Below are 14,110 nucleotides of genomic sequence, written 5' to 3'. Positions count from 1 at the left end.
AGTCTTGCAGCATGACAATGGATGCTATTCCGCCCGCGCCCTCCGCTCCCAGCGCACCTATCCCACAGCAAGTGGCTTTTGACCGGCGTGAAATGTCGGTAATCATGTCGCTCTATGGCCGTATGGTCGCCGCCGGAGAATGGCGGGACTACGGGATTTCCTGCCTGCGTGACCTCGCGGTGTTCTCGGTGTTTCGCCGCACCGCTGAACACCCGCTGTATCGGATCGAAAAACACCCCAAACTGCGCAATCGCCAGGGGCTCTATGCGGTGGTGGGCATGGACGGCCAGATCCTGAAACGCGGCAGCGATCTCAAAGCGGTGTTGCGGGTGCTGGAGCGCAAGCTGATCCGGGCGGTGAAATAGCGGTCCTTGACCGCGGCGCCGCTGACCTAGGCCAGCCGGCGGTGCGCTGTCACTGGTCCATCGCCTTGTTCCGCAATGCGGGAAATGGCGGCATCTAGTGGTTCCAGTGCCACGGCCATGGCATGCACATTGGCATGCAGCAGGGTGTCCGGATCATGCACCAGTGCCACATGGCCTTTCCAGAACAACAGATCATTGCGCTGATAGGGACTGCCCTCGGGCAGCAGCTCCCCGAGCTCACGCTCCTGCGGGCCACTGTCTCCCGGGCAGGCAATGCCACAGGCAAGACAGGCAGTCTGGACCAGCCCTGAGCAATCGATGCCAAAGCGGCTGTTGCCGCCCCATAGGTAGGGGGTGCCCAGTAACAGCAGCGCTACCGCCACCGGATCGCTCATGTGCTGCCCCAGGGGCGTGAGATGTACCTTGGGGATGTACCCCTGATCGGTTTTTGCAAACCGATCCTCATACCCTGAGACCAGAACCCGGCTGCCATGGCTCAGCGCGACGCATTCGCGGGATTTGAAATCGGCTGCGCAATAGCTATGGCTGGAGGGGGCGCTGATCCAGTGGCTATTGATCTGCGCGGAGGCCATAGCAGCGCTGGGCAAGTAGCCCTGATACCCATCCTTGGCGGCGCGAACATGATGCCAGTCCTGGGTCTGGTTCAAAACCTCTACCGTCTCACCACATAAAAGCTGCCGATCACGCGGCCCATCCGGCGCGCGCAGCAGATCGACAACCGGCAGGGCGATGCGGGCCTGCGCGGGGGAAAGAGGCTCGCTCACGATTTGAGCTCCAACATTGCTGGCAGCGCAGCAAAGAGCGCACGGGCGCCCTGCAGGGCACCGCCCTTGGGGCGGGCAGGGGCGGCGCTGGGGTTCCAGCCGTAGATGTCAAAATGCATATAGCGGCTGTCGCCCACAAAGCGGCGCAGGAACAGCGCCGCCGTGATGGAGCCGGCAAAGCCACCTGCAGGCGCATTGTCGAGATCGGCAATGGCGGGCTCGATCATACTCTCGTAGGGGGCGTGGAACGGCATCCGCCAGACAGGGTCTGCCTGCGGACCAGCGCTGGCAGTGAGCGCCGTAGCATCCGCATCGTGATCGGTATAAAACGGGGCCAGATCCGGGCCAACTGCCACCCGCGCGGCCCCCGTCAGGGTCGCCATCGAGATCACCAGGTCGGGGGCGCCCTCATCCGCCAGGGTCAGGGCATCTGCCAGCACCAGGCGGCCCTCGGCATCGGTATTGTTGATCTCAACCGTCAATCCCTTGCGTGAGGTCAGCACGTCTCCGGGGCGAAAGGCATTACCTGCAACGGCGTTTTCGACCGCCGGGATAAGAACCCGCAGCTGCACGGGCAGGCGCGCGGCCATGATCATCCGCGCCAGACCCAGCACATTGGCGGCACCGCCCATGTCTTTTTTCATTAGCCCCATGCTGGCGCCAGGTTTCAGGTTGAGCCCGCCAGTGTCAAAGCAGACGCCCTTGCCCACCAGGGTCAGTTTTGGCCCAGAATTGCCCCAGTGCATGTCAATCAGCCGGGGGGACTGTTCTGCTGCACGTCCAACCGCGTGGATCAGCGGCATATTGGCCTCCAGCAGATCTGCGCCACTGATCACCCCGACCGAGGCCTCAAATTCATCCGCTAGGGCCTCAATCGCCTCTTCCAGCTGCGCGGGCCCCATGTCGGCGGCGGGGGTGTTGATCAGATCCCGCGTCAGCCATTCGGCAGCGGCCAGCGATTCGATTGCCGCTGCATCGACAGCTACAGGGGCGATCAGGCTTGCCGCCATTGCTGTGGCGCTTTTGTAGCGGGTGAAACGGTATTGGCTGAGCAGCCAGCCGAGGCATTCGCTCGCCAAGCACTCAGGATCCAGCTGGGCAACATGCGGAGCCTCGGTCTGCAGCTGATAGCTGCCTTTGGGCAGCTTTTCTGCAGCCGCTGCGAGGGTGAAGCGTTTGCGCAGTCGTTGCGCGGCCAAGCCATAGCCCGCCAGCGCAAAAGATGCGGCGCCATCCTGCTCAGGAACCAACAGCGCCTGACCACCTCCTGCAGTAAACCCATTGGCGGCGACCCAGTCCTGTACGAAAGCGGGCTGATCGGTCAGCCAGCTTTGCAGCTGATCCTGCTCAATCAGATAAAGGGAAACAGCTGTGTCAGAGGTAGGGGCAAAGCAGGGGGCCATGAGGATACTCCATTTGGGCGCGGCTGCCGCTAGACTAGCCCTCCGCCAGCGGCCTGCAAGCCCTGCTTGCAACCTCAGGTCTTTGGGAACGCCGATTTTCAAATGGGGTGCACAAACAGGCCAAGGCCGCCGGAGACCATTTAAGTCTCAAGGGCGGCCGGGCATGTAGGCATTTTACACTACAGATCTGTGCAATCAGTCTTTCTGTTCAGTCTTGCCGTTCAGAAAGTGCGTTTGGTCGTGTCTTTGGTCTTTTCGTTTGATCTATGCGTTCAAACAGTGACGTCTTGTTGATCCCAGACGGCTGTCAGGGAGCGCTCTCCGACCCGAAGCAGGCGGAATAGGATCGCGGCCACGGCCGGCGCATCCTCGCTATCAATGGAAACGGTTACGTCGCGGGCAATTGACGCCATCGCGTTCATCCCGATCTGTTCTGAAATCGCGATCAAGGATCGCGCGTTCTTGCGCAGATCAACCATGTTGTTCTGTCGCCATAGTCGTTCGCAATGTGTCAGACGCACAGCCAGTTCTTCGATGGCGCGACAGACGACATCCTCGGCTCCGGCTTCGCCCAATTGCGCGTACAACTCTCCCAATTTATCTGGATCAAGACGTACGTTTTCTGCTTGCATGACAGTGAGTATATTAGCCACCACATTCACCCTAAATTTAATGTACCCCCACGGCACGAGGCCAATTTGCCTGTGAGTGGTTGTCAAAAGGTTTCCGCAAGACTGTGCAAATCTCTCGAATTTGCTATCAATTCAGGCTATCAGCACCGCCAACGCTCACAAAAAGGGGATGCTACATATGGAATTCGCCAAACCTCTACCGACCTATCTGGTCACCCGCTACCATGGCTGGAAGGCCACGTCCTATGCGGAAAACCAGGGCTGGTACCGCCGCCTTGCCACCGAAGGCCAGCGTCCGCGCGCCATGGTGATTTCCTGTTGTGACAGCCGGGTGCATGTGACCTCGATCTTTGGGGCGGATCAGGGTGAGTTCTTTATTCACCGCAATATCGCCAATCTGGTGCCCCCCTATGCGCCGGATGGCGACCATCATGGTACTTCTGCGGCCATTGAATATGCGGTGACGGCGCTAAAGGTGTCTCATCTGATCGTTCTGGGCCATTCGCAATGTGGCGGCGTGCAGGGCTGCATCGACATGTGCAAGGGCAATGCCCCGGCGCTGGAAGAGAAGACCAGCTTTGTTGGGCGTTGGATGGATATCTTGAAACCCAAATTCGAAGGGGTCGCGGATATCGAGGATCCCGAAGACCAGGCGCGTCAGTTCGAGCGCCAGGCGGTTGTTGCCTCTTTGGAGAACCTGATGACTTTCCCATTCATCGAGAACTCGGTGAAAGAAGGCACTCTCAGCCTGCATGGGTTGTGGACTGACATCGGTGAAGGCGGGCTGGAATGCTACGACCCTGATGCTATGCGATTCCAGAAAGTCTGAGGTATTAATCCATAGACTTTTTCATATTGCTGGCGGCGCGGGTGTACCCACCTGCGGCGCCATCCACAAAATGCACGTGATCATCGCGGCTGGCGGAGGGCACGATGCAGGTGAGTCGGGCCTCGGCCTGATCATGAAGCCCAAAGTGAATGAGGCCTTCCGCCTCTGCATTTTGCAAGATTGTGCCGATCTGCTCTCGCGCCTTGGGGTCACAGTCCAGGGTCATTTTCAGCCCATCATCAAATTTCTGATAGTCTGCATTTGCGCTCATCACCGCCATATAGTGGCTGGGGTCGAACTGACCCAGGGGCTTGCCCCGACGAAACAGCCAGCTGGCCAGAGGAGCAGCGGCGAGCAGATAGAGTTTCTTGCGCCACAGGGATCCCTTGCCACGGGTGAGGTGGGCCTCGATATCCAGCGCTTGTGGCAGGGTATCAATCCCCGGCCCCTCCAGGGGCACGGGATGGCCGCCACGGGGCAGCCCTGCTGCACAGTCCAATATCTGTGAGGCGACTTTGGAAAACTGCGCCGGAGTAGCCTTGGTGGTCGGCAGCATTACCAATGACAGAATCACCCCGTTGCGTGCCGGAATAGTGTTCCAGCGACAGGATAACCCGCTCAGGTCAGGGGGCTCATATTCGGCGAGATCCGAGATCATAGGTGCGCCCTGTTTCATCTGTCCTTCGGCCCATGTCAGGCCTCCACCTGAAAACATCGCGTAATCAGCATGCGGAGAGACCGCATGGCGGGCAACAGTCACGTCCAGCCCCTGCGCCCGCACCTCTGTGAGAGGAAACGTCGCCACCCGCAGCGAGATATCAAACTCTTGCAGCACCCAGTGGCGCAGCCGGGCCAGGGTGATGCGGGCGGTATCGCCATGTTCGGGGGGGACGGCAAAAGAGGTGCCATCGCCGCCAAAGACAAAGGGGAAGGCCGCCCCGTGAAGCGCATTCTGCATGGCGGCAATCACTGAGGCACCGATCATATTGACCATCTTGTATTTACCCGCCGCAATCAGCCCAGTGGAATCGATGATATCGCTGCAGCAGATCACCCAGCCATCCGGCAAAGGGGTAAAGGCCGCGGTACTGGTCAGACTGGCAAAATGCGGCTGACGGGGGAGAGCCTCATAAAAGCTGTCTAGATCTTTCATCCCATCCCCATCCTTGTTGAGTTCCTTACGCGGCGTTCCGTAAAAGGCTTCGCAAAACAATTGTACCCCAGCGTCAAACATGCAAGCTCGCGTCGCGGGGATGTGACTGGTGATGATCAGCCCGCAAAAAGAAAGTCCCATCCGAAAGAAGGAGCGCCGCATATGCAGGCTGGATTGATCATGTTGTGCCTGGCCTATGTGCTGAGCCAGTTTTTCCGGGCTTTCCTTGGCGTTCTGACCACCGTGCTGGGGCAGGATATCGGCGCAACACCCAGCGATTTGGCCAATGCCTCGGGCATGTGGTTTCTGTCCTTTGCGGCGATGCAATTGCCTGTGGGCTGGGCGCTGGATCATATTGGACCACGCCGGACCTCTGCCTGGCTCTTGTTCCTGGGTGGAACCGGCGGGGCAGCGATCTTTGCGCTGGCGGCGTCTCCCTTTCATGTCAGTATGGCGATGTTCTTTATCGGCATCGGCTGCTCACCCGTCCTGATGGCATCCTACTATATCTTTGCCCGGCAATACCCGGCGGCACGCTTTGCCACGCTGGCGGCCTTGATGTTGGGCATGGGATCGGTGGGCAATCTGGTGGCCTCTTACCCCACTGCCTTTGCGGTGGAGCACCTGGGATGGCGCGCAACGCTTTGGGGGCTGGCACTGGCTTCTTGGTTGGTTGCGGCCGGGATTTTCCTGACGGTTCAAGACCCGGCCAAACCTGAGGGCAATCAAAAGGGTTCGGTGCTGGAGCTGCTGAAAATGCCGGTGCTCTGGGCGATCTTCCCCTTGATGTTTGTCTGTTATGCGCCCTCCGGCGCGCTGCGGGGGCTGTGGATTGGCCCCTACCTGAGCGATGTCTATGGTCTGGATACCGGCGAGGTGGGGTTGGCAGCGCTGGTGATGGGCGTGGCCATGGTGGCCGGAACCTTTGTCTACGGGCCGCTGGATCGGATCTTTGGCAGTCGCAAATGGGTGATCTTTGGTGGCAACGCGCTGGGCGTTCTGGCCCTGTTGGCGCTGATTGCAGTCACCGGTGCTCCGATCTGGACGCCCATCGCGGTGATGGCCTTTATTGGTTTTGTCGGCGGCTCCTTTCCGGTGATCATCGCCCATGGGCGTGCCTTTGTGCCGCCACATCTGGTGGGGCGGGGTGTGACGCTGCTGAACTTCTTTGGTATTGGCGGCGTGGGAATCATGCAGTTTGTTTCCGGCAGGCTGCATGCGAACATGGCCGGAGCGGAACCATCAGCCCCCTATCTGGCGATTTTTGGCTTTTTTGCCGCAGCTCTGGCAGTGGGATCTGTGATTTATCTGTTCAGCCGTGACCGGCTGGACTGACCAGGCCCTTTATTTGCAGGGCATTTGCCTATAAGAGACCCCAGCCGGCCATAAGGCCGGGTGATACTGGAGAAACGATATGGGTTATCGCGTCGTCGTCGTTGGCGCCACAGGCAATGTGGGCCACGAAATGTTGAACATCCTGGCTGAGCGCCAGTTTCCTGCGGATGAGGTTGCCGTTCTGGCCAGCCGTAAATCGCTGGGAACCGAGGTGACGTTCGGCGAGAAGACGTTGAAGACCCAGGATCTCGACACCTTTGATTTCACCGGCTGGGATATGGCACTGTTTGCTGTCGGCTCTGATGCCACCAAGGTCTATGCCCCCAAAGCTGCCAAGGCTGGCTGCGTGGTCATCGATAACTCGTCGCTGTACCGCTACGATCCCGATGTGCCGCTGATCGTGCCTGAGGTGAATCCTGAGGCCGTGCATGGCTATGCCAAAAAGAACATCATCGCCAACCCCAACTGCTCGACTGCGCAGATGGTTGTGGCGCTGAAGCCTTTGCATGACCGGGCTAAGATAAAGCGCGTTGTGGTCTCAACCTATCAATCTGTATCCGGCTCCGGCAAGGATGCGATCGATGAGCTGTGGGAACAGACCAAGGCGATCTACAACCCCACCAAAGAGGTGCCGCCAAAAGTTTACCCCAAGCAGATCGCCTTCAATGTGATTCCCCATATTGACGTCTTCCTGGACGATGGTTCCACCAAGGAAGAGTGGAAAATGGTCGCCGAAACCAAGAAGATCATCGACACCTCGATCAAGGTGACAGCCACCTGCGTGCGAGTCCCTGTCTTTGTGGGGCACTCTGAATCGATCAATATTGAAACAGAAGACTTCCTTGATGAGGACGAGGCCCGCGACATCCTGCGCGAGGCGCCAGGTGTGATGGTGATCGATAAGCGCGAAGACGGCGGCTATGTGACCCCGGTTGAATGCGTTGGCGATTTTGCCACGTTTATCAGCCGGATACGTCAGGATTCCACCATCGACAACGGCCTGAACATGTGGTGCGTCAGCGACAACCTGCGCAAGGGTGCGGCGCTGAACGCCGTGCAAATTGCTGAATTGCTGGGCCGGGAAGTGCTCAAAAAAGGCTAAAGCTTTTTACACTTTGGGTTAGGGGGCTGCTTCGCAAGAGGCGGCCCTCATTCTTTTGCAGGACTGCCCAAATCTGGCCATAAACCGCAATATTCTAGGAGAGGGATATGAAAAGGGGACGTGAGCCATGTACTCGAAGGACTTTGAACGCGAAACAGTGACAACCGGGGATGCAGCCCTGCAGCAGACCGCCTGGTCCAGCGCCAGCGATCAGGATCGTATGGATACCGAGATGGCCATCCAGCTGCGCATTCTGCTGACACCGCAGTTTAAAAAGGCCAAGACCTGGTCGGAGCTGCGCAGCGGCTTGCAGGTTGCGGGCTTTTACATGAAGCGCAGCAAGGGCCATATGCACATCTATGACTCGGCCAGCCATGTGCAAATCTGTAACTGCGCTTTCCTGGGCTTCCCTTCCAAGGATCTGGAGGAGCGGTTCAAGCGGGTGCTGCCCGTACGCAAGCCCGTGCGCCAGCTGGGTGGGGTGCAGCACTGATCTGAGCCTCGCCCGAGGGTCTGCCCGGCTGGAAGCCCCTACGCAGATCACAACATTACCAGCGGCAGCGCCCTATGATGGCGGCGGCCCCTGCGGAACAAAACGGTGCCAGAACGGCGCCGTTTTTGTTTTGTCTGCGACGGCCAGGTCGGGCTTCGGCAAATTTGCGCCAGATCACAAGCCACTGGCAACTGTTGCTTTAATCTGCGCAGAGACACTCTACTATCAGAGCAATTGAGTAGGCTGACTGTGGGTCCAATGGGGCCGGCTAGAGACATAGCCTGCGCCCCAAAACCCGATTGTGAGATGCAGATGCGTTTTTCCCTTTCCCTACTGTCGCTGCTGGCCAGTTCGGTCGCAACATCCGCCTGGGCTGACGACATTGCCGTCAACAGCCGGGTGGCTGCGGTCACCGTGTTTCCGAATATGGCAGAAATCACTCGCCGAGCGGATTTTGACCTGCCAGCAGGGCTGCATCGGCTGGTTCTGCGCAATATCCCGCAGAGCGCTTATCTGGAGACGTTGCAAATCGGGCTGAGCGGTGCCACGCAGAAGGCGCTACTGTATCGCGAGGAGGGGGTGCCGCCCCGGAGCGCTGATGATCCCAAGGTGCTGGCCGCCGAGGCGCTGATTCGCGAGGTGGAAGGGCGCATTGACAAGGTCGAGGATGACGTCCGCCGTGCCCGTACCGAAGCAACGGCTGCCCGCACCGCCATTGGCTTTTTGGAACAGCTCGGCAGCAACGAGGGGTTGGCTGAAGCGGGGGCAGAGGCTCTGCGCGACATCACCCGCATGATCGCCAGCGAGGCCGATGCAGCAGGCAAACAGGCATTGGAGGCGCAGATCCGCGCCCGTGCCATCGAAGACCAGCTCGAGGATCTGGAAGAAGAGCTGGCACGGGCGGAGCAGGCGCTGGAGGCGATCGACCGTGAAGATGAGGATCGCCATTATCTGGTGATTGAGGTCGATGTGGCCGAAACCGGGCCCGGGGCGCTGGAGTTGCGCTATCTGTCCGGCGGTGAGGTTTTTTCCATGCCAAGTTATGAATGGCATCTGATCACGGGCGAGACATCTGAGGTGACGCTGAAACGCGGCTTTGGTCTGCAGCAGGGAACGGGAGAAAACTGGGAGAACGTCGCCCTCACCATTTCGACCCTACAGCCGGAAGAACAGGGATCGCCATCCGACCTCTATGCCCAGCGTCGCTGGATCTCAGATCAGCGCCCGGAACCCAAGATGCGCAGCCAGGCGGCGGATTATATGGCGGCCGCGGCGCCTGAGCCGATGATGGAGCCGGTAGTAATAGAGGAAGCGGCTGCGCCAACCTGGGGGGCGGATACCAGCGGACCCGGGGTGACCTATCGCTTTGGCTATCCCGTGTCTCTGGCCTCGGGGGCGGATATTGTTAAGCTCGATATGGATGCCCTGAGCACAGAGGCGGAGGTGTTGGCAGTTGCGGTGCCAATGAGCGATGAGACCGCTTACCGCGTGGCAAAAGTCACCAATACCTTTGGCGAGGACTTGCTGCCGGGTGAGGAGGTGCCTATGTTTGTTGATGGCAAGCTGGTGACGCTGACCTACTTTGTCGGAGCTGTCGCCGGGCAGGCGTTCGACCTCGGCTTTGGGGCGATCCCCGGCTTGCAGCTGACGCGCCGCACCTTGCAAAGAAGCGAAGGTGAGCGCGGGGTGATTTCGCGCAGCAATCAGCAAGAGGAAGTGGTCGAGATCACCGTGGAGAACCTGACCGAGGAAAGCTGGCCGCTGCGCCTGTTGGATCGGGTGCCCTATAGCGAGCAGGAAGAGTTGGAGATCACCTGGACAGCCCAGCCCAGTGTCAGTGAGGCAAATGTCGAAAAAGAGCGTGGCATTCTGGCCTGGGAGTTCGATCTGGCTCCGGGAGAGGACAAGCTGATCCGTCTGGAAACCACCTTGAGCTGGCCCGAGGGAAAGCTGCTGCGCTGAGCCATCGTGCGGCGTGGGTTCTCTCCCCTAATAAAGGGGGGGCTCCCGCCCGGAGCAGGGATGGATCATAGAACCATCCGCTCCCGTTGGGCTCGGCACCGCTGGCGCGGTGCCAAAGGCAGAAGATTTGCTGAGACGGTCCTCAGGGGCAGGCCTGCCCCTGAGAAGCCTTTTTTGATTTTGTAAGAACAGCTGCGCGTCAAGGGTGAACCGCGCTGGCGCGCGGCCGCCCATGGCGGCCCTTGACACGCGGGACGTTGGGGCACTGCCCCGCCGGGCTAGGCCTTTTCGCGCAGACGGCCCACGATTCCAGTTGGGAAGAAATAGACACTGAGGACAAACAACACACCAAGCCACAAGAGCCAACGGTCCGCGCTGAGCAGCTCGGGTAAGAGTGGCAGGTCTTCGACCAGATGTGATGCTGCGCCCATCAGGTTTTGCAGGTAGTTCTGCGCCAGCACAAAGAGGGTCGCTCCGATCATGGCGCCATAGAGCGTGCCCATACCGCCAATCACCACCATCAGCAGGATATCAATCATGATCTCCATCGACAGCACGGTGTCCGGCCCGACATAGCGCAGCCAGACCGCATAGAGGGAGCCCGCCAGGGCCGCAATGGCGGCTGAGAGGCAGGTGGCGGCAACGCGGTAATAGACCACGCGGTAGCCGATGGATTCGCTGCGAAAATCATTCTCGCGGATGGCCTGCAACACCCGCCCAAAGGGGGAGTTCACCACCCGCAACATGGCCAGGAACAAGAGGGCAGCCCCGGTGAAGACAAAGTAATAGGCCAGCAGTTTGCCGTTCAGTTTGACGCCAAAGAGCCTGCCATCAAAGGCCTCCTTGCCGAATTTGAAAGCCGGTCCCAGCTCGCGCGGCGTTTTAAAGGTGAGCCCATCCTCGCCGCCGGTGAGGCCGGAGAGCTGGCTGACCAATACGGCCACGGCGGAGGCTACGGCCAGTGTGATCATAGCAAAGAAAATGGCCCGCACCCGCAGGGAAAACAGCCCGATCAGCAGCGCCAGAGCGGCCGCCAACCCGGCCCCGGCGAGTGCGCCGATGGCGATGGCGTCAAAGCCGCGTCCCATATGGGTCGAGGTCAGAGCCACGCCATAGGCGCCGATGCCAAAGAACATGGTATGAGCAAAGCTGACGATACCTCCATACCCCAGAAGCAGATCGTAGCTGGCCACCAGTACAATGAAGATGCAGATCCGGGCGGCGGTATCGACGGTGCGCACGCCGGGGAACAGGAAGGGGGCCAACGCCAGGCAGAGGAGGATGCCACCAAGGATCAGCGCGAGGGGCAGCGAGCGTGGGGTGTCGCCGGAGAGGAGAGAACGGATCATTTTGCTTTTACCACCGGAATCATACCCATGGGACGCCACATCAGGATGGTGACCATGAGGGCAATATTGGAGATCAGAGCCGCTTTGGGCTCAAGGAAGGCGATGTAGTTCTGCATCAAGCCCACCAGGAGGGCACCAATGAAACAGCCCTCGACCGAGCCAAGCCCGCCAATGATCACCACGATAAAGATCAGGATCATCGCATGGTTGCCCATATGGGCGGTGATCACCTCTTGATAGAGCGCCCACATCACACCGCCGAGTCCCGCGAGGGCAGAACCTGCGATGAAGACGCCGACAAAGATCAGTTTCAGCCGATAGCCAAGCGCCTGTACCATTTCGCCGTTTTCAACACCCGCGCGTACGATCAAGCCGATTTTGGTGCCGCGCAGCACCCAGCGCATGGCGGCAAAGACTGCAAGACCCACGGCAACGGCCACCAGACGGTATTTCTCGATTGCGGCGCCGGCAAAGGTGATCGCTCCCTTCAGGGCTTCGGGGCGGTTGAAATAGATTTCTTCCGGTCCCCAGAGCACGATGATCAGCTGCTCTACCACGATGAGCCCGCCCATGGTCACAAGGATCTGTTTCAGGTGGTGGCCATAGACCGGTGCGACGATGATCTTTTCAAAGGCCCAGCCCATGGCACCGGTCGCCAGCATGGCGCCGATGACGGCCAGTAGCACCGCTGCAAGGTTCAGGATCAGCGAGGGCGCGGAGGTCATATGGCCCAGCAGCATCAGCACGGAGATGCCAACAAAGGCCCCGACCGAAACAAAGGCGCCATGGCCAAAGTTGATGACATCCATCAGCCCAAAGACCAGGGTCAGGCCGGAGGCCATGATAAAAATCATCATCCCCATGGCGAGCCCCGAGACCGTGAGGGTGAGCCAGCTGGCCGGATTCATGATGGCGACAAAGCCCGCCAGCGCCAGCAGGGGCACCAGAAGCACCGGCATATGGGGGGCAAGACGATCGCTGAGCGAGAGCCGTGCCATGGTGGGGGCATGTTCCGGTGCGGCACTCATGTCTGAGCCTCCAAACCTGAGGGGGGGAATTTCTGCGGCGGCGTTTTTGTGGTTCGTGTCATTCTCAATGTGCCTCCAGACTGAGGCCCATGAGCCGTTCTTGCAGGGTGGCGTCATGGGCCAGCTCTGCCATGTCGCCGGACCAGATCATGCGACCGTCATCCATCACATTGGCACTGTCGCCCAGGGCCTTGGCCACCGCAAAATTTTGCTCGACCAAGAGCACGGAAGATCCCTGATCCTTAAGGTCTTTCAGGGCCTTGGCCATGGTGGAGATGATCGCGGGGGCCAGGCCCTTAGTGGGTTCGTCAATCAGGTAGAGCTTGCGTTCCTCGACCATGGCGCGGGCAATCGACAGCATCTGTTTCTGCCCGCCCGACAGGGTGCCGGCGTCGGACTTCCAAAAGGTCTTGAGCGGTGGAAAGGCGGTAAAAATCCAGTCCAGCCGGGCGGAATTGATCGGGCCGGACACCGCAGCGAGGATCATGTTTTCCTCGACCGTCAGGTCGGCAAAGATCCCCATGTCTTCGGGGACAAAGCCAATGCCAAGCCGGGCAATGGCAGGGGTGGGCAGTTTGGTGATATCTTCCCCGTCAAACAGGATCCGCCCCTGATGGGCGCGCCAATGACCGATCACGGTGCGCAATGTGGTGGTTTTGCCCACTCCGTTGCGGCCCAACAACATGGTGACACCGCCGCGCGGCACCACCAGATCGACCCCCTGCAGGATGTGGTACTGGGCGATATTGGTATAGACGCCTTCGATCCGGAGGATCGGTTCAGAGGAGCTTGGCGTCAGCATGGCATCAGACATCTGCGAGAATTCCTTCGAGACCACGGCCCATATAGGCTTCCTGGACAACATCTGAGGCCATGACCTCAGCCGGGGCGCCATCTGCGGCAAGGGCGCCATTGTGCAAAACAATGATGCGATCGGCGAGGCTGCGGATCACGTCCATCTTGTGCTCGACCAGCAGGATGCTGCGGTCTTTCTTCTCTTTCAGCTCGGCAATCAGATCCAGCACCACCGGGGCCTCGTCGACACTCATGCCCGCGGTGGGCTCGTCGAACATGTAAACATCCGGGTCTTGAGCGATCAGCAGGGCAACCTCGAGCTTGCGCTGATTGCCGTGGGACAGTTCCGAGACCACCTGATCGCGCTGATCCAGCAGACGTACGCGGGCCAGAATGGCTTCGGCCTCATCTATCAGGTCCTGATGGCGCGATACCATCGACCACAGATTGAACCCCCGTCCCTTTTTGGCCTGTACCACCAGGCGCAGGTTCTCCAGCACCGAAAGTCCGGGGAACAGGTTGGTGAGCTGAAAGGCGCGGCCAATGCCGGCCTTGGTACGGGCCGACACTGACGCACGGGTGATGTCCTGACCGCGCAGGGAGACCGAGCCACCAGAGGCGGGGATCTGGCCGGAGATCAGGTTGAAATAGGTGGTTTTGCCTGCGCCATTGGGCCCGACAATCGCGGTGAGCTCTCCGGAATGAAAGGCGCAGGTGACGGCATCAACGGCCACATGGCCACCAAATCGGACGGTCAGGTCACGGGTCTTCAGAATGGGATCTGTCATTTTGGTCTCGGAGTGTTCTCTGATGGGCCTGCCACTGGGACAGTTGTGCACCTAGCTTGAGAGAAAAGGCAGGCAAGGGCGCGGCGGCGCT

Annotated in this window: 14 protein-coding genes; 6 read left to right on the top strand and 8 right to left on the bottom strand. The window is 59.7% G+C overall.

Features of this window, described 5'->3' with window-relative positions:
- Positions 1-17 precede the first annotated feature (17 nt).
- Positions 18-365, top strand: a complete 348-nt coding sequence (locus AN476_RS06110) for a DUF2794 domain-containing protein (RefSeq protein ID WP_083464252.1) — start codon at positions 18-20, stop codon at positions 363-365.
- Between the two features lie 26 nt (positions 366-391).
- Here the strand turns inward: AN476_RS06110 and AN476_RS06105 are convergent, their stop codons facing one another.
- The 3 genes from AN476_RS06105 to AN476_RS06095 all read right to left on the bottom strand — a co-directional run bounded on the left by AN476_RS06105 (position 392) and on the right by AN476_RS06095 (position 3,185).
- Positions 392-1,150 carry an NlpC/P60 family protein gene (locus AN476_RS06105; protein ID WP_054460095.1) on the bottom strand — a complete coding sequence of 253 codons (759 nt, stop codon included), beginning with the start codon at positions 1,148-1,150 and terminating at the stop codon, positions 392-394.
- Positions 1,147-2,553 (bottom strand): M17 family metallopeptidase, encoded by a 1,407-nt coding sequence (locus tag AN476_RS06100; protein WP_054460094.1) that lies wholly within the window; start codon positions 2,551-2,553, stop codon positions 1,147-1,149. Before AN476_RS06100 ends, AN476_RS06105 begins: the two co-directional genes overlap by 4 nt.
- 272 nt (positions 2,554-2,825) lie before the next feature.
- Positions 2,826-3,185: a hypothetical protein gene (locus AN476_RS06095; RefSeq protein ID WP_054460199.1), complete on the bottom strand. Its 360-nt coding sequence runs from the start codon at positions 3,183-3,185 to the stop codon at positions 2,826-2,828.
- A gap of 178 nt (positions 3,186-3,363) precedes the next feature.
- Between AN476_RS06095 and AN476_RS06090 the strand changes: the two genes are divergently transcribed.
- On the top strand, positions 3,364-4,014 hold the full coding sequence (locus tag AN476_RS06090; RefSeq protein ID WP_054460093.1) for a carbonic anhydrase: 651 nt from the start codon (positions 3,364-3,366) through the stop codon (positions 4,012-4,014).
- A 4-nt stretch (positions 4,015-4,018) separates the two neighbouring features.
- Here AN476_RS06090 and AN476_RS06085 read toward each other — a convergent pair whose 3' ends face one another.
- Entirely contained in the window at positions 4,019-5,167 is a 1,149-nt protein-coding gene (locus AN476_RS06085) for a DUF3095 domain-containing protein (RefSeq protein ID WP_054460198.1), read from the bottom strand.
- Positions 5,168-5,329: 162 nt separating this feature from the next.
- Between AN476_RS06085 and AN476_RS06080 the strand changes: the two genes are divergently transcribed.
- The 4 genes from AN476_RS06080 to AN476_RS06065 all read left to right on the top strand — a co-directional run bounded on the left by AN476_RS06080 (position 5,330) and on the right by AN476_RS06065 (position 10,059).
- Entirely contained in the window at positions 5,330-6,502 is a 1,173-nt protein-coding gene (locus AN476_RS06080) for an MFS transporter (RefSeq protein ID WP_054460092.1), read from the top strand.
- A 79-nt stretch (positions 6,503-6,581) separates the two neighbouring features.
- Positions 6,582-7,604, top strand: coding sequence for an aspartate-semialdehyde dehydrogenase (locus AN476_RS06075; RefSeq protein WP_054460091.1), 1,023 nt, complete (start codon positions 6,582-6,584; stop codon positions 7,602-7,604).
- Between the two features lie 127 nt (positions 7,605-7,731).
- Positions 7,732-8,097 carry a hypothetical protein gene (locus tag AN476_RS06070; RefSeq protein ID WP_054460090.1) on the top strand — a complete coding sequence of 122 codons (366 nt, stop codon included), beginning with the start codon at positions 7,732-7,734 and terminating at the stop codon, positions 8,095-8,097.
- Positions 8,098-8,409: 312 nt separating this feature from the next.
- On the top strand, positions 8,410-10,059 hold the full coding sequence (locus AN476_RS06065; protein WP_054460197.1) for a DUF4139 domain-containing protein: 1,650 nt from the start codon (positions 8,410-8,412) through the stop codon (positions 10,057-10,059).
- Between the two features lie 278 nt (positions 10,060-10,337).
- Here the strand turns inward: AN476_RS06065 and AN476_RS06060 are convergent, their stop codons facing one another.
- From AN476_RS06060 to AN476_RS06045, 4 genes are all read right to left on the bottom strand, one after another.
- Complete coding sequence (locus AN476_RS06060) at positions 10,338-11,408, bottom strand: branched-chain amino acid ABC transporter permease (protein WP_054460089.1); 1,071 nt, start codon at positions 11,406-11,408, stop codon at positions 10,338-10,340.
- Positions 11,405-12,436 (bottom strand): branched-chain amino acid ABC transporter permease, encoded by a 1,032-nt coding sequence (locus AN476_RS06055; RefSeq protein WP_054460088.1) that lies wholly within the window; start codon positions 12,434-12,436, stop codon positions 11,405-11,407. Before AN476_RS06055 ends, AN476_RS06060 begins: the two co-directional genes overlap by 4 nt.
- A gap of 64 nt (positions 12,437-12,500) precedes the next feature.
- A complete protein-coding gene (locus tag AN476_RS06050; RefSeq protein ID WP_054460087.1) occupies positions 12,501-13,250 on the bottom strand; it encodes an ABC transporter ATP-binding protein in 750 nt (249 codons plus the stop codon).
- Positions 13,243-14,019, bottom strand: coding sequence for an ABC transporter ATP-binding protein (locus tag AN476_RS06045; RefSeq protein WP_054460086.1), 777 nt, complete (start codon positions 14,017-14,019; stop codon positions 13,243-13,245). Before AN476_RS06045 ends, AN476_RS06050 begins: the two co-directional genes overlap by 8 nt.
- Positions 14,020-14,110 lie beyond the last annotated feature (91 nt).

It is taken from the genome of Phaeobacter sp. 11ANDIMAR09, from assembly GCF_001294455.1.
Taxonomy (GTDB): Bacteria; Pseudomonadota; Alphaproteobacteria; order Rhodobacterales; family Rhodobacteraceae; genus Pseudophaeobacter.
The sequence above is the reverse complement of the archived record's forward strand: the minus strand, read 5'-3'. Positions and strand labels throughout refer to the sequence as shown.